Source organism: Tsuneonella sp. HG094, assembly GCF_053819285.1.
Genome location: NZ_JBSORA010000001.1, coordinates 2,004,801 through 2,028,525 on the forward strand (window position 1 = coordinate 2,004,801; position 23,725 = coordinate 2,028,525).

The window sequence follows — 23,725 nt, forward strand, 5'->3', positions numbered from 1 at the left end:
ATGCTGCTGAAGCACCATATGATCCGCGAAGACAGTATCGAGCTGGAGACGCGGCGTCCCTGCACTTGATGAAGCGCTTAGCAGCAGGGACCATGCAAGAATGCGCTGCCCTCTCCGCATTAGAACTTCACCGTGACTCCGAGTGACCCCGTGCGGCCATCGAAATCCGCCACCCGGTTGTATTCCGAGAACCCTTCGTACTCTTCGCGTCGCGAGTTTGTCAGATTGTAGAGTTCCAATCGCACTTCGAATGCGGGTGCCGGCTTGACCGCCATCGAGAGATCAAGCTGTCCGCGCGGTCGCACCATCGAACTGCTGCCGGTGAAGGTACCGCTGCCTTCCAAAGCGATCGCGGACGCGTGATTGTAGGCAAGCCGGGCCTGGAAAACGTCGTCCTCGTAATAGCCAATGATATTGTAGGTATCCCCCGCGACATTGTAGAGCTTCATGCCGCTCGCGCTCTTCGAGCGGACGCGCGTGTAATTGAATATCCCCCCAGTGTTGCGCAAGAACCCCGGGAGGAAGTCGAATGCTTGCTGGATCTGAAACTCCAGACCATTGACCTTCAGCACAGTGGGGCTGTTGACGATCTGGTTGATGACGATGCGCGGATTGTTTGTTACGACGACCTCGCCCTCGTTGATCCGGCAACGTCCTGATGCATCAAGGAACAGTGGGCCGAAGTCTTGACCGTCGGCCGAAAAGGTCGTCCCAACCGGGCAGAAATTGTCTTGGGTCAGGATATCGTTGACCACGTTTTTCCGGAAATAGCCGATCGCGATCACGCTGCCGGGGCGGTTGTACCAGGAGGCGTTGAGGTCGAAGGCGGTTGAGCTGCGCGGCTTGAGCCCGAAGCGATTGACGTCAATGCGAACCGAAGCCTGCGTTTCACCGGTGTCAGGGTCGACATCGGTTATGATGCGAGTCGGCGAGGGAGAAAATTCCGCGAGGTCGAAGGCCTCGAAGGTTTTGTAGTAGGCCGCTCGCAACACAAGGTTCTGGGTCACATCGAACACTAGGTTAGCGGAAGGCAGCCATGACGAAAATGTTCCTGTGGCCGGCGTCGCCGGCTGGAAATACCCGGGCCGGAAATCGGCTTGGGTGAAGCCGAGCGCAGTGTAGAACTGCAATGCCTGATCTTCGACCAGCCCAGACAATTTGGCCCGGACATACCGCAAGCCCAAATTCCCGCGGATGGGAAAGCTCGCGAACTCCTCCAAGTCAAACTTGGTCATTGCGAAAAGCTCGAGGTTGTCGCGATCTGAAGTGAAGTTCTGCCCGAGGACACGCGTAAGCGGGAAGCGAGGGATAAAGCCGGTCAGCGGGTTGCGCGGCGACTGGGCAAGGATCTTGGCAAAGTCGATCCTTCTGCGCGCCGCCACTGTAAGTTCGGGAAAGAATACCGCAAGCTGCGGGTCGGTAAGCGTGAAGGTGGTGCCTGGGGGAATGGTGGTCAGAATCGGATAAATCGCGTTCTCGATCACCGGTATGTTGAGCGAGAGAAACCCATCCCGTTCGGCACCGGGTGCGCCGCCGCCGAAGAAGGGTGCTCCTGAAGTTACGGCATCATTTAGCTTAAAGATGTCGCTCGGTAGGTTTCCGAGTTGCGCTCCAAGGTTGGCGTTTTCCTGAAAAATCTGGTTCGCCTTCTCGCGCGAGTAATAGCCGCCAACCTTGATGCTGGTGAAGGGGCCGAAACCAAGTTGCCGCTCGATGCCGAAATCGATTGCGAATAGGTCGCGGGTCACTTTGTTGCCCGCGCCGCTGGCGGTAAATACCACGTTGTCCGGACGGATGCCGTTACGCGCCTGGGTGCCATTTCCGCCGCTGATTACATACGGGCCCGTGTTTGCCAAAAGCCGCTGCGGGATGGTTATATCAAACAGAAAATCTCGGTAGTTGCCCAGTCCGGTAACCTCGTCGTCTGGATCGGGTGTATCGCCCAGCACGACGTCGATCTCGCCCGCGCTGAACCCGGTCAGCGACAGGTCGATGTCGATCTCGGGAAGTGACAGGTCTGCCAGCTCGAGCTTGAGGATTTCAAGGTCCCAGCCTGCATTGAGCGCGATCTTGTTGTCGGCGAGGCGCAGCGCCTTCTTCTGAGGCTCGCTAAGCCCGGCAAGCTCGATGACCGGGACCTCGGCGAGGCCCATCTCCTTCGCCGCGCGCAAGCGGCCGTGCCCGGCGATGAGGTTCCCCGCCTCGTCTGCCAATACCGGGTTGGTGAACCCGAACGCAGCGATCGACCGGACGATCTGCTCGATCTGCCGCTTTGGATGCGTACGCGCATTCCGGGGGTCGGGGGTCAGGCTCGCGAGCGGCTTGTACACCACTTCGAGCGGGCGATGGGCAGCGCTGGCTGCCTTGGTGGTCGCAGTTGCCATGACGGGTACAATACAAGAACATCGGTGTGATTCCCACGGCATCACACGGGATTTTATCCCCAAGGAATCGGCCCGCCCCTTTCCACTGGACTGTCACGGTGACCTGAGCATTGCTGTGACCACGCCCGGCACTCCGGGCTCGCGCCGGTAGCGGCGGCCAGTTCCGGCCACTGCGCACGACCGGAGAACTACAATGACCAGCACGACCTCATCACCCGCCCGCAAGCGGCGCATGGCGCGCGAACCGCAAGGCGCGGCCGTCATGAGCTCAGCAGCGACCAAGCCGCCTACGCGCCTCGACATGCTCGAGCGTCTCCTGACCGAAGTCGGTGGGACGACCATTGCTGCGATGGTCGAGGCGACCGGATGGCAGCAGCACTCGGTGCGCGGCGCGATGGCCGGGGCGCTCAAGAAGAAGCGCAGCCTGGTGATCACCTCGGAGAAGGTCGACGGCGTCCGCCGCTACCGGGCGAGCAAGCCAGCATGAGCCGCGATGTCGCATATGTCGTTGTCGCGATCGGCGGCATGGATCTCGAAGCACTGAGAAGTGAGTGGAGGCGGCGTTACGGCGCCCCTCCCCGGCTTCGCTCGGTGCCGATCTTGCGTCAGCTGCTCGCCTGGCGCGTGCAGGCCGAGGCGTATGGCGGGCTCGATGCCGATACACGCAAAGCCCTGGCGCGGACCGGCGCCGCTGCACCCGAGGGCCAGCATCTCGGGATCGGTGCCCGGCTCACACGTAAGTGGAAGGGCCGGATCGTAGAGGTCGTGGTCGAGGAAGCGGGTTTTCGTTTCGAGGATCGCTTGTTTCCCAGCCTGTCGGCAGCTGCAACCGCGATTGCGGGCTCGAAGTGGAACGGGCCGCGCTTCTTCGGCCTGCGAGACGCATCGTGAGAAACAAGGCGCTGCGCTGCGCAATCTATACTCGCAAGAGTTCGGACGAGGGTCTCGACCAGTCGTTCAACTCGCTCGACGCGCAGCGCGAGGCGGGCGAGGCCTACGTCCGCAGCCAGGCGCACGAAGGCTGGAAGCTGCTCCCGGCACGCTATGACGACGGCGGATTCTCGGGAGGCTCGATGGAGCGCCCCGGGCTGCCGATGAAGAGCGGTTCACGCTCGCCACGCCGGCCGGAATCAATGGCGACAGCAGGACCGCTGTCGATGCCGATGCAGACACCGGTCTTGAAGTTCGGATGCTTGTCGCCGAGCCTCTCGACCATTTCCCGAAACGCAGCGGAGAAGGCGACGGCGACGCGAACACGTTCGCCCTCGTTCTCGGCGCCTTCGGGGGCCAGAACCACGGCATGCAGCCTCGAGCCGTGGAAATCCACCCGCTGCATCTCGAATTCGTCGATGAGTTCGTCACAGCCTTGGTAATGCGCATGGAGAAATTCCAGCGCCCGCTTATGGCTTGCCTCGGTCTCGCGTCCTGCCTCTGTCAATACACCGTTGAAGTCGATGAGATTAGCGTAGACGTGAACGGCGTCCGTGGTAATTGCCCTATTGCGCGGGATATCGACCAGAGCGGCACGGACGGATGCGTCGGAGGCCATCCCTTTCTGCACCCGAGCCTCGGTGAGGAAGGTGCGAAAATCTTCGACCTTGATGTCGCCTTCCGGCACGCTGTCCATGAAATCCCGAATTCTTTTCCGGGCACGATCCTCATTCCACGCCATCGTATGCAGCCTCCCTGATGATCGCGAATCACCGGAATGGCTGCGACCTGTCGACGACCAGAACGTTAGCAGAACATCTAGATTTTATCCAGGCTTACCAGCTCTTCAGCGCGCATCTTGTGGATTACCAACGGGCAGACAAGGTCTCAGCCGTTGAACGGGCCCCATTCCTTGATGTGGTCGCGCAGGGTGTTGCATGCTGGCGCCATAAGTGCCGCGGCGTCCTTGCCGGGTTCGTAGGAGTAGGGGATGGTGGTTACACCAGTAAGATCACTGGGCAGCTTTACCTTTTCCTCGCGCGGTTCCATCAAAATGGCTCGTTTGCGGCCAAGGCGGCCCATGAAAAGCCCGAGCTCGAAGATCACATTGTCCCGAGGGGTAGGCCATTCCTGATCCCGGAACAGAGTCACGTCGTCACTATGCGCGATCGCTATGGCGAAATCGGAATCGTCGACTTCGGTCTCCAGTGATTCCAGAGCGTAGCTCGCGACCTTGAAAACATCGTTCGTCCAGAGCCGCACCACGAAATCGTCATGCTCGAACGCGTTCTCGATGATGCGCCCGACGGCCAGCGCTTCTACCGAGCAGATGATGAAGACCCGTATCTTCTCGCGGTGCTGTCCAACCAGCTTGTTGCGTTCGAGCAGGCGACGGGCCAGTGTCCTTGCGATGACTCGATAGATGTCAGGATAGCGTGAGGCGACATCGGTGACGTCGGCGAGGGTGATCTTGGCGACCAGCCCGATCTCAGTAGCTACGACGTCTGCTGACCGACGCTGAGATGGCTCGACCACTACCATCTCACCGACATGGTCACCTCGCCCTCGTGAAGCCACATCGCGACCATTCACGACGATCCTAAAGCTGCCAGCTACAATCAGGAATAGATCGCTGTCGTCGCCACCTTGGGAGATGATCGCTTCGCCCTCGGAGACCTCGATGATCTCGGCTCTGTCGGCGAGTTCCTCGGCGAGTTCGCGATTACCGCTCAAGATCTCTTGCTGCAGCATTGCGTCAATGAGATTGCCGCGACCCGCGTCACCCCGAAAACGATCGATTATTCCGCTCAACTGAACTGACTCCAATAGGTCGAGGAATAGATCTCCTCGTCATTGTGCTGGGTCCATTTCCAGCTCTTCCAGATATTCTCGCCTTTGGACCCAAGCTTCTGCGAACCATCGAGGTAATCGTAAACCCGTTTTGTGATCCAGGTCGGCTGATCTGCGCTAAGCGATGTAAGCTTGGCAGCGAGATTTGCAGCGGTGCCTATCCACACCAGGTCGTTGTCGCCGCGAACACCTGTGCGTGCGGCGCGTATCTCCGATGTGTCGATGCCGATCACATGGCGGATCTTGAAGTTACCAGTCCAATGTTTTTCCTTCTCTGCTTGGACGTAGTTTTTCACCGCGTAGTTGATCTTCAAGGCACAAGACACAGCATCGTTTCGCTGTCTGTTTCCTATGAATACCCCCATAACCCTGTCACCATCGTAGGACACGATCGTGCCGCCGTGGTGACGGATCAGCCGCGAGGCAGCATAGAGGAACGTCTTGTATACCTCACCTGCGAATTCCCACTTTCTGGTCGCGACCAGATCGGTAGACTGGTCGAGGTCAGCGTAAAGCACCGTGGCAGTTTCGAAACGGACAGCGTCATTCGTCAGCTTGAGATCGCTAGCGCTTGGCACCACCTGACCATCGCGCACTGTCCATTTCGTTCCGAAGGTGTCGGAAGAGTTCTTCTTAATGTCGTCAGCGACGCTCACGTTGTTACCTATTTCCGATGGGTTGCTATGAAGGTGTTCAGTTGAATATTGGCTTGTCTTTTACCAAGCGTCGCATAACGTCAAACATTAGGTTGGCTGGTTGCATCTTTCAGACTGCTAAAACCGGATAGTCAGCCATCGGCCCCATGTCGGCCAGCGTGACGCTTTGACCTTTCCCTCAGACCTCGCTGGCATGGTTTGCGCATCGTCTGTTCGAATTCCTGCCGCACCGGCGTCGACTGGTGCGTATTGGCGTCCAGCCATTCCGCTATAAGGTAGCCGTGCTGTGCATTGTCCGCGTGGCTGCTGAGCAGCGGGTCAAACACGTCGGGACCGCCCGTTTGCAGAGTTGGACATCCGGGGATATCTCCGCTGAGGTCTTTGTGCTTGCCCCGCCCGACCGGTGTTGGGCAGTATCGTTTGTCATGGACAGTCTTCCCGACCAACAGGCAATCCGCACGCGAGCCGCTCAAGAAGCGGTCGAACACCTCGGCCTCCTTAAACCGGAAGCCGCGGCGACGATCAAACACCTGCTGTCCGATTTTCAGGGGGAGCATCCGCGGTCGGTCTGCACCGCTTACCGTAAAATGGGCGAGCAGCTCTCCGACGATGAAAAGCGCGCGATCGGAATTAGGGCGAACGCCTTTCTGAGCCGCGCCGCACTTGCCGAAATCAGCAAAAAAGGCATGCTGGATCCGATCCGCGCGCACGAGACCACGCTGCTGCGCGCATCTTTCGTGATCTTCCGGCACCGCAATGCGCAGTCCTGTGCACGTATGATGGCCGACCATCCGGATTATCCGGTCGAAATCCAATACGACGTATTTCATCCTGATGCTTGCACTGTCTGTGCCGGCCTCGACCGAACGCCTGTGCCTGCCGATTGGGGGCTCTTCGCGCCGGCGGGGTGCACGTGCTTGACTGCACCCTACGGTCTACGGTCTGAAGTTGATTTCGGCGCTCCGCTGCGTGCAGCGACGAAGAAAGTGCGAGCAAAATCCGAAATTTCGTTTCTCGCCAAAGTGCACGCGTTCTTTACGTCCGACTGACCAACAATATCGCGCGATCCGGGACCGAAAATGTCAACGACGTTGTGACCATCCTCATAGTGTAACAGTCAAAGAAACGTCCGCTTTCCCTATAAATGTTTTAGAACCTGCCATTCCGCTTCCGGCCATAAAGCGCCACCGTTCTAGGAGCTTCTCTTTCGCCACTCGGCCACCCACCAGCTCCCCAGTGTCGCGCGAATTCACTGACCCGTGGCGTTGAGGATTACTGTAACTGTCTCGGTTGGCTGATCCCACATCGGGAAATGCCCGCTTTGCTCGAACCAGTGCATCGTCGCCTTTGGAAAGGCGGCTATCGCCCGATTTGCCTGTTGCGGCAGACATAATCGATCCTTGCGACCCCAGCCGATGACGACCGGCGCGTTGGTGGCCGCAGGGCCCTCCTGCATTGGCCCGGTAGCAAGGTCCTTCACCAGCGAGTCGAAGGTAGACGTACCGGCGAACGACCGCAGTTCGTGCGCAACCAAAGAAGGATTCAGCGCCCAAGGCTTTGCAGAAAGCTGAAGCATGAGCGCGGTCCGGCCGGCGATATTCTTGGTGATGGCAGGAAGCACTGGTTGCATCGCCCGCACGACTGCAATCGACGCCGTAATGGTGGTCCTGAAGAACGTGCGTTCCCATCCTTGCCAGAACCCGCCCGGATCGAGCGCGACGACCGCCCCGGCGCGACCGCGCCGAGCCATCTCGAGCACGAGGCGAGCGCCCATCGAGCTGCCAACCATATCGATCCCTTCGAGATTCTCTTTGGCCAGCCAGTCTTCAACGCTGCGTGCCAAGCCAGCGAACGTGCCGCTATCGGCCTCTGCAGGGGTTTGTCCTTGGCCAGGCAGGTCGAGTGCAATCACCTCCCGCGTTTTGGCGAGAGAGGTCAAGACCGGGTCCCAAGAGCGGTGGCTTCCCCCAAGCCATGGATGAGCAGAAGGGGTTTCCCGCGGCCTGAGCGCGTGTGGTGCATGGTCATATGAGGAGAACGTCTCGCAGCGACAAATGGCCGCCTAGCCTGCGACTGTCCCCTGGCCCGAATTGGTTATTAGAAGCCGCCAGTCTGCTAACGGCCCAAGGCCTGAAAGTCGCAGAGGCATGGACACGCTTAAGGCAGGAACAACGTCGCCATTACAAAGAAGAACAACTATTATTCTTGCGGTCGCGGCGCTTCCGCAAACCACACGTTCTTGATCGCCCCGTCGACCACTTCATAGGTCGCGGCTGCGTGAAAGGGCCGGGTGTTCGTATCCATCGAACAGACTTCCTGGTCGATAACGAAGCGGCCTTCGACAATCCGCTGGGCTTCGCGGCAGTGAATGCCCGGAAACTTCTCGAATAGATTGCCGTAAACTTTGCGCATCGCTTCCTTGCCGTCGATGCTCGGTTTGGCCGTTGCTGGCAGGTCGTAGATCTTCGCGTCGTCTGCGTATGTAGCGAGAAAACCCTCCAGGTCTCTGGCGTTGTATCGTTCGAGCTGCCGCTGCACGACCAGTTCCGGGCTCGTAGGCAGCAGTTCCGAAGGCCGGTAGGCTACGCCCCGGCTCCATACCTGCGAAATCCGCGCCAGATTGGCGACCGATTCGGAGGGATCCGCGTCTAAAACCAGCAGGTCAGCCCGATAACCAGCAGAGATCAAGCCAATCTCCGGTTTGCTCGAATAGGCGAATGCGGCGTCGCGGGTTGCGGCCGTCAATACCTGGCTCGGCGTCAGCCCTGCCTGAGAGAGCATCTGGAGTTCCCTGTGAAGAGCCGGGCCGTGAAGTGTTCCGATATTGCCTGCGTCCGTCCCCGCTGCAACCCGGCCACCGGCCTTCACCAAGGTAACGGCATTCGCCGATGCTTGCGGGACCGGAGGGGCCGGATAACGGGCGGTGACCCGATCGATGATCTCGCGGGGCATCTCGTAAAGCGACGCCACGATATGGGGGGCAGCATTGCTGCGCTCGATTGCCGTGAGGTTGGCCCCCCCAAGAAAGGCGTCGCGATAACCTTCATGCACCATCAGCGTGGTCACATAGACCACATTCCTCGCCTTCAGCTTGGCAATGAAATCGGGGGTGAGAGGGGCATTTTCGACGCTATGAACTAGCACGTCGGCCCCGCCGTCAAGTGCGGCCTCGGCGATGTCGAGGTCAGTCGCGTGAACGGCGACCCGGATTCCGGCTGGCCGGGCGATGGCAACGATCGCGCTCGTGATTTCGCGAACGCGCGCACTGCCGGCGGGCCCCGATCCGATGCCCCAGATCTTGATCAGATCGGGTTTGCGCGCGAGTTGTGCCTTGGCGATAGCCTGTGCTTCGTCCGCGGTCGCGACCGAGATGATCACGGGGTCGCCGAGATCGAGTTTCTTGGTCTCGGACGCCGGCTCGGTTGCGATCAGCGGTCCCGCAACGGCCACTCTGGGCGCTGGTATTGGACCCAGCGCGCGATCGCGCACGTCGAAGTTCCATACCGGCCCACCCACATCCACGACAGCGGTAACGCCGCTAGCAAGATAGCGCTTGAACGTATCGTCCAGCGACGTCTTGGAGCGCTCGCGATCCTCCTGATACGGAACAATGGCCGTAAGATCGATGGCATCCGGACGTGTATAGATACCGCCCGACTGCGAGAAATGGACATGTGCATCGATGAGTCCGGGCGTGATCCACTTTCCTGAAACATCGATCCTGCGCGCGCCCGCTGGAAGACTTAACGTCGCTTTTGGGCCAACAGCGACAATCCTGTCGCCATCGAGGAGAATAACACCGTCCTTGATGGGCTCGCCGCCGTTGCCGTCAACGATCGTAGCGCCTAGCAGTGCCACTTCTTCTGCACCAACAGGTACAGCTGCGGCTAGCAGCGCGAGACTCACACCGACAATCACAGTTTTCATTGCTGTTCCCCCAAGCAACCAGCAACTGCTTAGTTAGGCCCTCCGCTTTCGCCAAGTTCTCTTAATGCGAACTGGTTCGTTACCGATCCGCCGGCGCAGCAGTCCGGTTTCCCCTACCACCTGCTCAAAACCCGACTGTCCGGAAACGGCCCAATAGCAGTCGCTTAGGGTTTGCGGGTCACGAACGCCCGCTACTGGGCCGAAAGCTGAAAGTCTGCTCTTGGCCAATGTAGGATCAAGCAAGACACAGAGCAATCAAGGGAAGCCCATCGTTAACGCGTTCCTCGGTGCCCTCAGTACGAACAGAGGCGAAGTAGCCTAGAGGGCTCCAACACGACCCATCCGCTTTGCCGCTTCTCGACGATGCGCCAGTCCCGCAGTTGATTGATCTCTCGTTGGACGCTCTGCCGCGTCACATCGAAGAGGTCAGCGATATTGCTCTGCGTGAGCGGCAACGTGATGCCGATCGTCCCATCTTGCATCGGGCGGGACGCGTGCTCTGACAAGTTCACGAACATACTGGCAATCCGTTGCCCGAGTCGCTGCGTCGCCCGTTGTTCCCTGCTGGCCATTTGCCGCGAGATCGCGTTGGCGAATTTGCGGCAGAGCGCCTCCGGGATCTCTGCATGCCGATGATACAGATCCCAGAAATCCGATTGATCGAGTTGCCGCATAACCGAGTGGGTCATTGCGATCGTGGTGTGGTTATGAGGGCGTCGCGCGATCAGAGCTGTCTCGCTGAAGCAGTTTTCGGCAGCATAGATTGTGATCAGAGCCTGCCGGCCGTCGGCATGAAGACCGATAAGGCTCAGGAAGCCGCTTTCGACTTGGAAAATTCGTGTCGCTGCCTCCCCTGCGCGCTTCACCGGCATGCCAGGCTCGACCGTGAATCGCGTCATCCGCGCTTCCACCGCTGCCTGCACTTCGGCAGGTAACTCAGCAATCCAATTCTCTTTGTTGATGATGCCCGCGGGGAGCACCTCATGGTCTTCTGGCACGCTCGTTCTCCGCGAGGGTGAGAGCCCTTCTACCTGAAAAAAATCTTGGGCGATGTAACATTGGCGACACGCTGTGCGTCACCTTTCAGTCCATCTGGCGCCGGATTGCGAAGGCCGACTGTACTGGCGGCCCGCGTGTTCAGGGTCGCAAAGGGCCCGAAAGAGAGGGACAGACCATGGTTTACCGCAGCAGCTGCTTGCTCGCGTTCACGGCGATCGGCACCATATTCGGCTCGAATCCGGCCATCGCCCAAGAGACTGCCGTTGAGGCCTCGGACGCACCTGCTGCTTCCGAAGACCAAGGGGCGATCCAGGACATCGTAGTGACCGCCCGTCGCCGCGAAGAATCTCTGCAAAGTGCGCCGGTCACGGTAACGGCGTTCGGCAACGAGGAACTAACGGCAAAGGGCATCAACGACTTCACTCGGCTTGCGCAAGCTACGCCGGGCATCAACTTCGATGCGTTTCCCAAAGCTGCTCCGCGACCGTTCTTCCGCGGTATCGGAAGCGCCAATCAGGGTGCCGGCGGCGATCCGTCGTCCGTGGCATTTCTGGACGGTGTGTATCTCGGAAGGGCCGCGATGCTCGGGATCGACTTCTTCGATATGGAGCGGATTGAGGTTCTTAAGGGGCCTCAGGGCACCTTGTTCGGTAAGAACGTGGTCGGCGGTGCGATCAACTTTATTACCGCGAAGCCGGTCGATCGGCTGGAGGCGCGCGCCCAGTTCACCGCGGCCGAATTCGGCCAACTCGACGGGCACCTAATGCTCAACACGCCGATTTCGGATGGTATCGCAGCGCGGGTCGTTCTGGGGGCGGTTACGAACAACGGCTTTCGCAAAACGCCGGACGGTAGGCCGCTCGACGATGACAACAAATTAAGTGCGCGGGGCCAGGTGCGATTTGACCTCGGCCCCTCGAGCGACCTGTTGATCGCCGCGGACTACAACGAGCAAGGCCTGGCACAAAGCTCGCGTTACAATGTCCGGCTGCTTCCGTTCCGCACCGATGGTCCGTTCGGGTACGATGACTACAACAAGCCTCGCATGGCCAATCCGGACCGCTACGGGTACATCGATACCAGCACCGGCGGTGCTCGCGCCGAATTCAACACTGAGGCATTGGGCTTCGCGACCCTGACGGCCAACGCGGCCTGGCGAACCCTGGATTATGACTCCTCGGACGATCTCGACGGGAGCACGGCTGCCCAAAATGCGGTGACCGGAGTGCTGGCGCCCGCAGTCCAGGTGCTCGCGCAAGAGCACGCGGACTCCTACTCGGCCGAGACGCGCCTTACCTCGCTCGGCTCCGGGCCGCTGAGCTGGGTCGCAGGACTGTACTATAACAATGACGATATCCACCGCGAGCGCGAGAGCGAGACAGCGGTGATCGATACGAGCGAGAATCGCTTCGTCGCTCGTTCTCGGAACCGGAGCTACGCCGCTTATGGCGAAGCGCAATACACCTTCGATTTCGGCCTCAGCGTCTTCGGCGGTGCGCGCTACACCGATGAGCTGAAAAAGTACGAGATCACACGGCTCACGGGCAACCCGGCCGCTCCCACGGTGAATTACAGTACGGTCGGGGACCCGGGTATCTCGCGCGAGAAAAAGGTAACGTATCGCCTGGGCGCCGACTGGCGCTTGAATGAAAACGTTTTTGCGTTTGGGACGGTGTCGACCGGCTTCAAATCGGGCGCTTTCCAAGAGCAGCCTGGCTCAGCGGTGCTCGCACGGACCCCTACTGCGCCCGAAGAGGTCACAAACTACGAAGTTGGCGTGAAGACCGACTGGTTGGATCGGCGCCTGCGGCTCAACGTCTCCGCCTTCCTTGCGAAATACAGCAATCTACAGACCATCCAGGTTATTCCTGACGCCACGGCTGGAGTCGGCGGCACCCGAGTTTCCACCGACACGGGCGATGCGACTATCAAGGGAATCGAGAGCGAACTGGTGTTCGCACCGATTGAATTGCTCGATTTCACCCTCCGTCACACATACCTTCACCCGTACTTCGACCGCCTGACGCAGACCTCGGCAATTCTCGCGGACGGCAGTGCGGTCCAGCGCGATCTGGCCGGCAAGCGGCTGAGCCGCACGCCCAAACACGCGCTGACCGCCGACGCCGGCTTCACCACTCCGCGCGCGTCGTGGGGCTGGCTGCGAGGCCTGTTCTCGGTGGATTATCAGAGTGACATCTACGACGACAACGACAACGACTTCGTCGAATACCGCCGGCCGCGCACTCTGCTTGATGCAAGCCTGACGTACCACCTGAATGATCATTTCTCCGCCAAGCTCTGGGCGAAGAATATCACGGACAAGGAATATCGCGTTTTCAGCGTAGACACCGCTGGCGGCGTCTTCGTTCAATACGGCGCGCCCCGTCAGATCGGAGTGACGCTCGATGCGGAGTTCTGATCACCAGAGCGCACACCCTTCCGAGACCGTCAATGTGATTGTACCGGTCGGCGCGGTGGGTGCGGGCGTGCGCGAGGCAGATGTGATGCGCGGGCTCCAGATGGGGGCGCACGCGATCGCTTGCGACGCAGGCTCGACCGACAGCGGTCCAGCCTACCTAGCGACCGGAAAGTCAAAGTACTCGCGCGACGCGGTGAAGTCCGACCTTACGGTCTTGATGAGGGCCCAGGCCACTTCCGGCATTCCTCTGCTGATCGGTTCGTGCGGGACCAGCGGTTGTGACGTTTCGGTCGACTGGGTGTACGATATCGCCTGTGAGATTGCAGCGGAGAATGCGATCGCTCCTCGGATCGCGCGGTTATATTCAGAGCAGGAGCCCGCGTTGATGGCAGATGCCTCCAAAGACGGCCGTGTCACGCCGCTGCCCCCGATGGACAGCGCGGATCCCGCACTGTTTCTCGAGTGCGATCATATTGTGGCCTTGATGGGCTGCGAACCGTACATTGAAGCCGTTCGCGCAGGCGCCGATGTCGTCCTGGGCGGGAGGACAACTGACACCGCAGTGATCGCGGCCGTTCCTATCATGCTGGGCGCGGGTGAAGGCCCGGCGTGGCACGCAGGCAAGACCGCCGAATGCGGCGGGCAGTGCACAACCCGGTCCCGCGAAGGCGGGGTGATCGTTCGAGTTGGTCGGGACCATTTCGAAGTTGAACCCCTGTCGCCGGCTAACGCCTGCACGCCGCGTACCGTGGCAGCCCACATGCTGTACGAAAACAGCGACCCGTTCCGTCTCATCGAACCGGGCGGCATTCTCGATGTCGAGCGGTGCACCTACACCGCACTCGATGAGCGTGTGGTTCGGGTCACGGGCTCAGCTTTTGAGCCCGGTCCCTATACCATGAAGCTTGAAGGAGCAGCCGCGGGACGCTTCCAGACCATCATGCTGGTCGGAATCCGCGATCCGCATGTCCTTGGCGAAGTTGATCGCTTCATGAGCCAGATGTTGGACTATCTGCGCGCCAGGGTGGTCACGTCGATGGGTCTTCACGAGGAAGAGTTCGACATTTCCCTCCGGGCCTACGGATGGAACGCTGTTGAGATTGCGCGGACCGAAAAGCAGGCGCCAACGCCGAGCGAAATCGGGCTGCTCTTTGTTGCCACCGCCGATTCCCAGGAACTGGCAACGCGCATCGCCAAAACCTGCAATCCGGCTTTTTTCCATATGCCGCTCGAGGCCGAGCAGGAGTTACCGAGCTATGCCTTTCCGTTCTCGCCCGCCGAAACCGAACGTGGCCCGGTCTTCGAGTTCAAGCTGAACCATGTGATCCATGTCAGACACCATTCCGAACTGGTCCGAAGCGTGCCCAGTCCCAGGTTGGAGGCTGCCCATGCCTCGGCTGCGTGAAGTTTGTCATAATGTCCGATCGAAGAATGCCGGTCCGTTTTGGATTACCATCGACATCTTCTTCAGGGACCCGGACACAATGGCGCGGCACGTCGATGCCGGCGCGCTCTCGAGCCGCGCTATCGGCGATCGGTTCGGCGTCGACCCCGATCTTGTGAAGCGATTCCCTGTGCCAGAGCTCTGTGTCCTCAAGATCTCTTACCCACGCGCCAAGCCGCAAGGTGGAGAAGACGAGCGCGACATGCATGGTGGGCAGCAATACGTCGGGCTGCTTGATGTCGACGTATGAAGCAACGCTGACTGTGCCTCCCCGGGCCACGTCACGTCCCCGGGTCGGGATCGTTACTGAGGCTCTGTACGGGCTCGGCGCGGTTTCGAGCGGCATCAAGATGCGCACGCTGACCGCGTTTCTCTTGTTGTTTTACAATCAAGCCTTGGGGCTTTCACCGACCAAGGTTGCTTTCATCATCTCAGCCATCCTGGTGGTCGACGCGATTTGCGATCCGCTGGTGGGCTTCTTGTCTGACCGGTGGTCGTCCCGCTGGGGCCGCCGGCACCCCTTTATGTATGCCTCTGCCGCGCCGCTAGCCATCGGGTTTTTCCTCCTCTGGAACCCCCCGGGAGGCTGGAGCGAAAACGCCACTCTCGGTTGGCTGGCGACATGCCTTCTCGTGATCCGCGTGTCCGACACCTTCTTCGAGCTGCCATCCGCGGCATTAGCGCCAGAATTGATTGACGATTATGACGGTCGCACCCGGATCGTGAACTTTCGGATCTTCTTCCGCACGATCGCAGGCCTCCTTGTGACGGTTCTGGGTCTGCAAGTGTTCATGCGTGAGAGGCCCGACGGCAGCGGCGGAGCAACTAGTCCGGACGGATATTTCGGTTTCTCACTTACCTTTTCAATCCTGATATTTGCGGTCATTTTAATATCGGCTGTCTCGACTCATCGGTTCATTCCCTATCTTCGGCCCGTCACCAAGGCAGAAAGGGGTAACTTTCGGAAGGGCGTGTGGGGAATCCTCCGTAATCGGTCCGCGCTTGTGATGCTCGGCGTAGGCGTGTTTCAGTCGATTGCGGCGGGAACAAAAACGGGTCTTGACCTCTATTTCGGGCTTTACTTCTGGGAACTCTCGCAGGGACAATTGTCGTCGCTCGCCGGGCTGGGTGCCGCCGGGGCAGTTGTCGGCGGGCTCATTGTTACCTCAATCAGTCGCAAGCTGGGCAAAAAACGGGGCACTATCATCTGCTACACCCTGGGCCTTCTAACCGGCGTCGCGCCAATCATCTTGAGGATGGCTGGTCTGCTGCCACCCAACGGGTCGGACGAGATTGTGCTTATCCTCTCTGCCGAGGCATTCCTCCATGGCATCCTATACGTCGCCACTGGTGTGATGATGAATTCAATGCTGGCCGACGTGGTGGAAGATGTCGCTGTCTCGACTGGTCAGCGCTCTGAAGGGCTGCTTTTTTCGGCAGACCAGTTCTTTACCAAAGCCGTGTCGGGTCTAGGAGTGATTATCACTGGGGTACTCCTCACCGCTATCGCTTTCCCACGCGACGCCAAGCCCGGGACGGTAGATCCAGACACCATCGCGAGTCTGGGATGGCTCTACCTGCCCACCGTTCTGGCCATGACAGCAATCGCGATCGGCCTTCTTTTCATCTACCGTATCGATCGAGGGCGCCATCAAGCCAATCTTGAGTTTCTGGACCAGCAAGACGCCTTGCCAGGCCCCAACCAGGTCTTGTGAGCAGGCGGATCGATAACCCACTTCTTCGCGGCAGCTATTTTGCTCAGCCGCCTAACGTTTGAACGTCTTGAACGAGGGCGCTTTGTGGACCGGCAGAAATTGGCCGCCTGCCGCCAGTCTGCTTCCGACTGCAGTGAGCTGTAAGCGGACACTTCTCCACGCTGGTGGCGCTGGATTCTAGCGGAACCGACGATTCAGATGGCTTCACAGCAGGGATGATGCTCGCAGTTGCAATTCAGCTCTTTTATATTATCATCATCATATAAAGGAGCTGAAGATGCGCTATGACGCTGATCACAAGGCAGGGTCGCGGGCCCGCATCCTGAAATCCGCAGCGAAGCAGATTCGCGCCCGAGGGCCAGAAAAGGTGGCGGTGTCAGAGGTGATGTCCGCAGCCGGGCTGACCCACGGTGCCTTTTACGCTCACTTCGTTTCGAAAGATGAGCTGGTTGCCGAAGCAATCGTGGTGATGTTTGCCGAAGCTGCGGATCGCTCCGGAGGTCTAAAGGATCTGGCTACGTTTGAAGGTGACGATCTGCGCATCGGCTTGCGCTCCTATCTCGAAGGCTATTTGTCCCCCTCTCATCGGGACCGGCCAGACCGAGGCTGCCCGTTACCCGCCTTGGCGGCCGACATTGCGCGGGTAGACAATCTCGTCCGCCAGAACTTCCTCGCCGGCATGGAGCGCATGACGAGCCGCATCGAAGAGGCGCTGGAGCGCCTCGGGCGCGCAAACGCCGGGGCGGATGCCCGAGCCACGGTCGCGCAAATGGTGGGCGCCCTTGGCTTGGCCAGAGCCATGAGGAGCGACACGCGCTCTGATACAATGCTGCGCGACTGCCTGGATACGATCATCGAGAGGCTTTCGCTGTGAGCGCGCCTGAAGTGATCGCCGACACTCCCGATGGGCTCGCCCGTGTACGCGCACTGCTCGCTGCAGGCGGTCGTCCCCCCATCGGCGAGACCCTCGACTTCGCACTCGTCGAGGTTGATTACGGCCGCGCGGTCTTCGAAGGCGTGCCAGGCCGGCATGCGTACAACCCCATGGGGACAGTCCACGGGGGGTACGCTGCAACGCTGCTCGACTCCGCCTGCGGGATCGCCACTGCTAGCCGCCTGGCGCAGGATCAGACTTTCACAACGCTTGAGCAGAAGGTCGCATATCACAAGGCGATGACCGACCGGACCGGCAAAGTCCGCGCCGAAGGTGTGGTCATCAGCATGGGCCGGAGGGTCGCGTTCGTCGAAGCGCGCCTGACCGATGCAGAGGGCGTTCTGCTTGCGTCGGCCACCTCCACCTTGCTCGTCATGTCATCATGACGGCTGCTTTAAGCGCTATGCCGCCGGCCACGTCGATGTCGACCGACGCCCGCGGCGAGATGCTGCTGTCTGGCGCCATACTGCCGACGCTGCTGCGCCTGACCCTGCCCAACCTCATCGCCCTATGCTCCGCGACCATCGTCTCGATAGCTGAAACCGCTTACGTCGGTTCGCTGGGCGTGGCTTCGCTTGGCGGCATCGCGCTTGCATTTCCGATCTTCATGCTGATGCAGATGCTTTCTGCTGGCGCGATGGGCGGCACCGTGTCAGGCGCCGTCAGTCGGGCACTTGGCGCGGGCGATCACGACCGTGCGCAGGCGCTAGCGCTAAGCTCCCTCATAATCGCGGTAGTGTTCGGTGCTGTATTCACAACCGCGGTGCTCGCCTTTGGCCCGGCAGTGTACCGCGTATTGGGCGGCTCGGGCCCTGTGCTGACCGAAGCGCTTGCGTTCTCCAACGTTGCCGCTTGGGCTATTTTGGGGATCTGGTTGACCAATACATTGGCCTCGATCGCGCGCGGAACAGGCAACATGTCGTTGCCCGCTGTGACGCTGCTAACCGCTGGCTTTGGTCAAGTCATCATCGGCGGGGTCCTGGGGTTAGGCCTTGGACCCGCTCCGCGACTTGGGATTGCGGGCGTCGCCGTTGGACAACTAGTGGCGTTCTCGGCCGCGGCCGCATTCCTGATGGTCTATATGCAGTCTGGCCGAGCGCGCTTGCGGCTGCAGTTTGCGACCGAATTTCTCTCGGGCCAACACTTCAGAGACATTTTGCGCGTCGGCGCTGTGGCGATGCTTTCACCCATCTTATCTGTGGCCGCAATCTTAGTGCTGACAAGCCTGGTGGCGCGCTTCGGCCCGCAGGCGCTGGCAGGTTTCGGCATCGGGGTACGGCTAGAGTTCCTGCTTATCCCAATCGCGTTCTCCGTGGGCGTAGCGTCAGTGCCTGTGGTCGGGACCGCAATCGGGGCTGGCAAGGTAGATCGGGCGCGAACAATCGCGTGGACCGCCGGCGGAGTTGCGGCTGCTGCCCTCGGTGTTCTGGGTCTGATCGCAGGGTTCTTCCCCGGGCTCTGGGTTGACCTGTTTACCAGCGTACCTGAGGTCCGAGATACAGCCTATGCGTACCTGCGCATCGCGGCGTTCGGGTTCGCATTCTTCGGGCTCGGCCTTTGCCTCTACTTTGCCTCACAAGGGGCTGGGCGCGTGGGCGGTGCTATCCTTGCCCAAGCACTGCGGCTCGCGGTTATCGTCATCGGCGGGACCGTCCTCGTCGAGCAATCGGCACCCATTGCGGCCGTCTTCATGCTGTCTGCCGGCGCGATGGCTACGATGGGCTTGGGTACCGCTTTGTTCGTTAAGCTCAGTCGCTGGCGATGAACGACTGTGGCATCCAATCCGACACCGCGGCTGATGTTGGGCCGTTAGCGGACTGGCCGCATTATTACGGGCGGCGGTCAAAGCGGACATGCGCGGCATCAATTCCTATTCCATGCCGCGCCGGCGCCGGAGCGCAGGCTTAGCCCAGTTTGCCCTCCGGAGCAGGATATCTCGTTTGCGAGGGCAACTTAGCCGATTCAAACCGGCGCAGTGACTTCCCGGTTGCGACGAGGAGCTTCGATGAATGCAAAACTGAGTTTCACGCTGCCAGCAGTCGCGCTTACCTGCACAGCCATTACGCAAGCTTCGGGACAAGAACGTCACGTGACACAGATCGTCCAGCCAGGTGGGGAAGTCCCGAGGGACTTCACGGCTTATCCGGAGACCCGCGACTTCAATCGCCGGGTGGTCATGATCCCGATGCGCGACGGGGTGAAGCTGCAGACGATCATCTTCGTGCCCAAGGGCGCCCACGGCGCGCCGATCGTGCTCGACCGCACGCCTTACGATGCGACAGCGCGGACGACACGGTCGAACAGCGGGGCGATGATCAATGCCCTGCCGTTCGAGAGTGAGGAATTCGTCCGCAACGGCTACATCGTCGTGTTCCAAGATACCCGCGGCAAGTTCGGGTCCGAAGGGGACTACACGCTCAACCAGCCGTTGTCGGGACCGCTCAACCGGAGCGGGACCGACCACTCGACCGATGCGTACGATACGATCGAGTGGCTGACCGACGACGCTAACCTGCCCGAAAGCAACGGCCGGGTCGGCATGATCGGATCGTCCTACGAAGGTCTAACCACCGCGATGGCGCTGCTCAATCCGCACCCCGCGTTGCGAGTGGCGGCGCCGGAGAGCCCGCTGCTCGATGGCTGGATGGGCGACGACTGGTTTCACAACGGCGCGTTCCGGCAGCTCATGCTGGGCTTCATCGCGCGACAGTCCGGCTCCAAGGCCTTCGCGCAAATGCCCCCGCATGGCGGCAGCGACGATTACGAGCTGTTTCGCGACGCCGGTTCGGCAGGCGACTGGGCGCGAGCGCGGGGGTTCGACCAGCTGCCCGCCTGGAAGCGTATTGTCGAACATCCCGCCTACGACGAAAGCTGGAGCGCGCAGGCAACCGACGTCCTCCTCGCCGCCAACCCGTCCGATGTGCCGACCCTGTGGGTGCAGCCGATCTGGGATCAGGAGGACAGCTACGGCGCCGTCCGCGCGTTCGAACGGCTGCGCGCGGTGGGTAAGACCGGCAACAACCACCTCGTGCTAGGGCCGTGGCACCACAGCCAGGTCAATCGCGCGACCGGCGGCCGCAGCGTCGGCGCCTTGCAGTGGGACGGGGACACCGTCGCGCACTATTGGAAGGACATCGTCCTGCCGTTCTTCAACCAGCACCTGAAGGATGGCCCGCCCGCGCGCACGCCGGTGGCGACGGTATACAACACCGGGGAGGATCGCTGGGAGCGGCTCGCGACCTGGCCGCTGGCCTGCGAAAGCGATTGCACGGCGCCGCTGACGCCCATCTACCTCGGCGCGGATGGTGCGCTGACTTTCGCGCCCGGACCGCGTGGCAGTGACGACTACGTGTCCGATCCCGCCAAGCCGGTGCCGTTTCTGCCGCGGCCGTTCAGCATGCAGGCCTCGGTCTATGCCCCCGCCTGGGTTACCTGGCTGGTGAGCGACCAGCGCCATGTCGACGGCCGACCGGACGTCATGAGCTACACCAGCGAGGTCCTCGACGAGCCGGTGCGCCTGTCGGGCGCACCGATCGCCGAAATCGTCGCGCGGACGACTGGGACCGATGGCGACTTTGTGGTCAAGGTGATCGATGTCTACCCTTTGGAATACCTGACCCGGCCCGAGATGGGCGGATACCAATTGCCGATCAGCTTGGAAATCTTCCGCGGCCGCTATCGCGACAGCTTTTCTGACCCTACGCCGATCCCGGCGGGCAAACGCCAGACGTACAAATTTCGGCTGCCGACGGTGAACCACGTGTTCCAGCCCGGCCACCGGATCATGGTCCAGGTCCAGTCGACGCTGTTCCCGCTTTACGACCGCAATCCGCAAACTTTCGTCGACAACATCTTCAACGCGAAGAAGGCCGACTACTGCAAGGCGACCGTGACGCTCGAGCGGGGAGCGGACGGCAGCCGCGTGTGGCTGCCGCTGGTGACGCCGGAACAGGTTGCCGCTGCAATCGCCAAGGAGTGAGCGGCCACCCCTAGATCGTCTGGGGCTGCGAGCCAGAATTACTCCGTTTTGCAGCTTCCCGTTTTTCGGCAGCTATCGGCCCTGGGAAAGAGGGCCGGGCACTCCGGCTGGAGGGTATAATGCTGCAGATCTCGCGAAACCGTGCCGCTCATTGTGCCGCCTGGGCGCTTTCCGCATCAACGCTGGCGGTGGCGGCCTCCGCCCATGCGCAGGACGCGGGCCCGGAGGCGGACGAGATCGCCGCCAACAACGAGATCGTCGTCAGCGCCCGCAAGGTCGACGAACGGCTGCAGGACGTGCCGGTCACGGTGACCGCGATCGGCGCCGACGCATTGCAGGAGCGCGGCGCCAGCAGCCTGCAGGATGTCCTCCGCAGCGTGCCGGGCCTGTCCAATTCCAACGCCGAGCGGGGCCTGTCGCGCTACGCGATCCGCGGCCTGAGCAACGGCGTTTCGGCGCCGACGGTCGGCATCTACCTCGACGACATCTCGCTGCTGACCATCGCCACCACCTTCAGCGGCGGACTCGATCCGGTGTTCTTCGACATGCAGCGGGTCGAGGTGCTCAAGGGTCCGCAAGGCACTCTTTACGGCGGCAGCGCGATGGGCGGCGCGATCAAGTATGTCAGCAACACCCCCGACGTGAACAGATTCGGCGTCAACGCGGCGGCAGGCCTCGCCTTCACCGCGCATGGTTCGCCGACCTACACCGGCGAGGCGGTGCTCAACGCTCCGCTCGTCCCCGGCACGCTCGCCTTCCGCGGCGGCATCTACTACCGCCACGACGGCGGCTTCATCGATGCGGAGCCGGGCGACGTTCAGTCGTCCACCCGCTCGAGCACCCCGCAGCCGACCTACACGCCGCTCCAGCGCAATTCGCTATCGACCCGGCAGGACAAGGACATCAACTTTAGCGACACGTACGCGGTGCGCGCCTCGCTCGAATGGCAGCCGGACGCGAGCTGGTCGATCCGCCCGCAAGTATTCTACCAGGATCAGAACCTCGAGGATAACGGCCAGTTCTTCATCAATCGGGACGGCTTTGAATCCTCGTTCCGCATCGCCCAGCCCAACCATGACGAAAGCACGATCTACAGCCTCAATGTCGACAAGGATTTCGGCGGCGCCAAGCTGACCTCGCTCACCGCGCGGTTCGACCGCAAGTTCGATTACGTGCGCGACTACAGCTTCTTCGTCACCAACCTCGTCGCGAGCATCCCCGGTCTCGATGTGTTTGAGCCGTTCGTCTATCCGCTCACCAGCGCCAACTTGTCACGTAGCGACGTGTCGACCTTCAGCCAGGAGCTGCGCCTGGCGAGCAATGGCAATGGCCCGCTCCAATGGCTGGTCGGCGGCTACTATTCGAACCAGGACGACAACCTGTTCCAGGCGGTCGACGCGCCCGGCTACTCGTTCCTGCTCGGCGCCGACCGGCTCTACCTCGGCGACATCACCACCAAGACCAAGCAGTACGCCCTCTTCGGAGAGGCGACTTACACGCTGTTCGACAAGCTCGATCTTACCGCCGGCGTGCGAGTGTTCAAGATCAACCAGCGGGTCGATGCGCTCAACGACGGACCGCTGAACGGCGGGCTGACGCAGGTCACAGGGCGGCTGAGCAAGGAAGACGGCGTCAATCCGAAGGTCGGCCTCGCCTATCACTTTACTCGCGACAATCTGCTGTTCGCCAACGCCGCCAAGGGCTTCCGTCCGGGCGGGCCCAACCGCTACCCCGTCAACCCGGTGGTATGCGGTGCGGACCTTGCTGCGATCGGCCTGACCGCCGCACCCGACACTTTCGATTCCGACAACCTGTGGACTTATGAGGTCGGGACCAAGAACCTGTTCGGAGGCGGCCGGGTCACGCTCAACGGTTCGGCCTATCTCACCAAGTGGAAGGACATTCAGCAGTCGATCGGCCTCGCCTGCGGGTTCGGCTTCACCACCAACGTCGGCGAGGCCGAGATCAAGGGCCTCGAGCTAGAGGGCCGGGTCGAGCTGATGCAGGGGTTCGAGGTCGGCGGCAACGCGGCCTACACCCACGCCGAAGTGACCGACGCCGCGCCGGGAACCCCTGCGGTCGCCGGCCAAGAAATCCCCGACGTGCCCAAGTGGACCGCGGTCGCGTTCGCCGGGTATTCGACGGACCTCGCCAACGACTGGCGCTTCAGCCTGCGCGGCGAGTACCAGTATCAGGGCAAGGCACGGTTCTCGTTCGATCCGGTGCTGCCCGTGCTTTACCCTGGCGGCACCTACGGCGCGATCCCCAACGCGAGCGAGTTCCGCGAGAGCTACGAGGTGGTCAACGCATTCGCCTCGGTCGGCAACGACCGGACCAGCGTGCGGCTCTACGTCAACAACCTGTTCGACACCCGCCCGCTGCTCGATCTCGACCTCGTCACCGGCTCGGACAAGGCGCTGACGATCCGGCCGCGCACAGTCGGCATGGAAGTGCGGCAGAAGTTCTGACCGATGGCGTGGCGGGACC

Annotated in this window: 19 protein-coding genes and 1 pseudogene; 13 read left to right on the plus strand and 7 right to left on the minus strand. The window is 61.1% G+C overall.

The window, feature by feature from the left end:
- Positions 1–119 precede the first annotated feature (119 nt).
- Positions 120–2,384 (minus strand): TonB-dependent receptor domain-containing protein, encoded by a 2,265-nt coding sequence (locus ACWPMX_RS09970; protein ID WP_455699869.1) that lies wholly within the window; start codon positions 2,382–2,384, stop codon positions 120–122.
- Positions 2,385–2,577: 193 nt separating this feature from the next.
- On the opposite strand from ACWPMX_RS09970, the gene ACWPMX_RS09975 reads away from it, so the two are divergent.
- The 3 genes and pseudogenes from ACWPMX_RS09975 to ACWPMX_RS09985 all read left to right on the plus strand — a co-directional run.
- The gene (locus tag ACWPMX_RS09975) at positions 2,578–2,871 is read left to right on the plus strand and encodes a DUF3489 domain-containing protein (protein ID WP_455699870.1); all 294 of its coding nucleotides are present in this window, start codon (positions 2,578–2,580) and stop codon (positions 2,869–2,871) included.
- Positions 2,868–3,275, plus strand: a complete 408-nt coding sequence (locus ACWPMX_RS09980) for a DUF2924 domain-containing protein (RefSeq protein WP_455699871.1) — start codon at positions 2,868–2,870, stop codon at positions 3,273–3,275. Before ACWPMX_RS09975 ends, ACWPMX_RS09980 begins: the two co-directional genes overlap by 4 nt.
- A pseudogene (locus ACWPMX_RS09985) lies at positions 3,272–3,415 on the plus strand (hypothetical protein); the annotation flags it as partial. The gene ACWPMX_RS09980 and the pseudogene ACWPMX_RS09985, both read left to right, overlap by 4 nt.
- A gap of 11 nt (positions 3,416–3,426) precedes the next feature.
- On the opposite strand, the gene ACWPMX_RS09990 reads toward ACWPMX_RS09985, so the two are convergent.
- From ACWPMX_RS09990 to ACWPMX_RS10000, 3 genes are all read right to left on the minus strand, one after another.
- Complete coding sequence (locus ACWPMX_RS09990) at positions 3,427–4,011, minus strand: hypothetical protein (protein WP_455700805.1); 585 nt, start codon at positions 4,009–4,011, stop codon at positions 3,427–3,429.
- 191 nt (positions 4,012–4,202) lie between these two features.
- Positions 4,203–5,126, minus strand: coding sequence for a TIR domain-containing protein (locus ACWPMX_RS09995; RefSeq protein WP_455699872.1), 924 nt, complete (start codon positions 5,124–5,126; stop codon positions 4,203–4,205).
- On the minus strand, positions 5,123–5,821 hold the full coding sequence (locus tag ACWPMX_RS10000) for an adenylate/guanylate cyclase domain-containing protein (protein WP_455699873.1): 699 nt from the start codon (positions 5,819–5,821) through the stop codon (positions 5,123–5,125). The genes ACWPMX_RS09995 and ACWPMX_RS10000 overlap by 4 nt, the downstream gene beginning before the upstream one ends.
- Before the next feature lie 425 nt (positions 5,822–6,246).
- On the opposite strand from ACWPMX_RS10000, the gene ACWPMX_RS10005 reads away from it, so the two are divergent.
- Positions 6,247–6,870 (plus strand): hypothetical protein, encoded by a 624-nt coding sequence (locus tag ACWPMX_RS10005; RefSeq protein ID WP_455699874.1) that lies wholly within the window; start codon positions 6,247–6,249, stop codon positions 6,868–6,870.
- 200 nt (positions 6,871–7,070) lie between these two features.
- Here the strand turns inward: ACWPMX_RS10005 and ACWPMX_RS10010 are convergent, their stop codons facing one another.
- The 3 genes from ACWPMX_RS10010 to ACWPMX_RS10020 all read right to left on the minus strand — a co-directional run bounded on the left by ACWPMX_RS10010 (position 7,071) and on the right by ACWPMX_RS10020 (position 10,746).
- Positions 7,071–7,760, minus strand: coding sequence for an alpha/beta fold hydrolase (locus ACWPMX_RS10010; protein WP_455699875.1), 690 nt, complete (start codon positions 7,758–7,760; stop codon positions 7,071–7,073).
- 260 nt (positions 7,761–8,020) lie between these two features.
- Positions 8,021–9,748, minus strand: a complete 1,728-nt coding sequence (locus tag ACWPMX_RS10015; protein WP_455699876.1) for an amidohydrolase family protein — start codon at positions 9,746–9,748, stop codon at positions 8,021–8,023.
- A gap of 293 nt (positions 9,749–10,041) precedes the next feature.
- Positions 10,042–10,746 carry a Crp/Fnr family transcriptional regulator gene (locus ACWPMX_RS10020; protein ID WP_455699877.1) on the minus strand — a complete coding sequence of 235 codons (705 nt, stop codon included), beginning with the start codon at positions 10,744–10,746 and terminating at the stop codon, positions 10,042–10,044.
- Between the two features lie 176 nt (positions 10,747–10,922).
- Between ACWPMX_RS10020 and ACWPMX_RS10025 the strand changes: the two genes are divergently transcribed.
- The 9 genes from ACWPMX_RS10025 (at position 10,923) to ACWPMX_RS10065 (ending at position 23,706) form a co-directional block, all read left to right on the plus strand.
- Entirely contained in the window at positions 10,923–13,166 is a 2,244-nt protein-coding gene (locus ACWPMX_RS10025) for a TonB-dependent receptor (RefSeq protein ID WP_455699878.1), read from the plus strand.
- The gene (locus ACWPMX_RS10030; RefSeq protein ID WP_455699879.1) at positions 13,153–14,571 is read left to right on the plus strand and encodes an acyclic terpene utilization AtuA family protein; all 1,419 of its coding nucleotides are present in this window, start codon (positions 13,153–13,155) and stop codon (positions 14,569–14,571) included. Before ACWPMX_RS10025 ends, ACWPMX_RS10030 begins: the two co-directional genes overlap by 14 nt.
- Positions 14,555–14,860, plus strand: a complete 306-nt coding sequence (locus ACWPMX_RS10035) for a DUF4387 domain-containing protein (RefSeq protein ID WP_455699880.1) — start codon at positions 14,555–14,557, stop codon at positions 14,858–14,860. Before ACWPMX_RS10030 ends, ACWPMX_RS10035 begins: the two co-directional genes overlap by 17 nt.
- Positions 14,847–16,325 carry an MFS transporter gene (locus ACWPMX_RS10040; RefSeq protein ID WP_455699881.1) on the plus strand — a complete coding sequence of 493 codons (1,479 nt, stop codon included), beginning with the start codon at positions 14,847–14,849 and terminating at the stop codon, positions 16,323–16,325. Before ACWPMX_RS10035 ends, ACWPMX_RS10040 begins: the two co-directional genes overlap by 14 nt.
- 277 nt (positions 16,326–16,602) lie before the next feature.
- Positions 16,603–17,199, plus strand: coding sequence for a TetR/AcrR family transcriptional regulator (locus tag ACWPMX_RS10045; protein WP_455699882.1), 597 nt, complete (start codon positions 16,603–16,605; stop codon positions 17,197–17,199).
- On the plus strand, positions 17,196–17,645 hold the full coding sequence (locus ACWPMX_RS10050) for a PaaI family thioesterase (protein WP_455699883.1): 450 nt from the start codon (positions 17,196–17,198) through the stop codon (positions 17,643–17,645). The genes ACWPMX_RS10045 and ACWPMX_RS10050 overlap by 4 nt, the downstream gene beginning before the upstream one ends.
- A 35-nt stretch (positions 17,646–17,680) precedes the next feature.
- Positions 17,681–19,024: an MATE family efflux transporter gene (locus tag ACWPMX_RS10055; RefSeq protein WP_455699884.1), complete on the plus strand. Its 1,344-nt coding sequence runs from the start codon at positions 17,681–17,683 to the stop codon at positions 19,022–19,024.
- 240 nt (positions 19,025–19,264) lie between these two features.
- On the plus strand, positions 19,265–21,238 hold the full coding sequence (locus tag ACWPMX_RS10060) for a CocE/NonD family hydrolase (RefSeq protein ID WP_455699885.1): 1,974 nt from the start codon (positions 19,265–19,267) through the stop codon (positions 21,236–21,238).
- 119 nt (positions 21,239–21,357) lie between these two features.
- Positions 21,358–23,706, plus strand: a complete 2,349-nt coding sequence (locus ACWPMX_RS10065) for a TonB-dependent receptor (protein WP_455699886.1) — start codon at positions 21,358–21,360, stop codon at positions 23,704–23,706.
- Positions 23,707–23,725 lie beyond the last annotated feature (19 nt).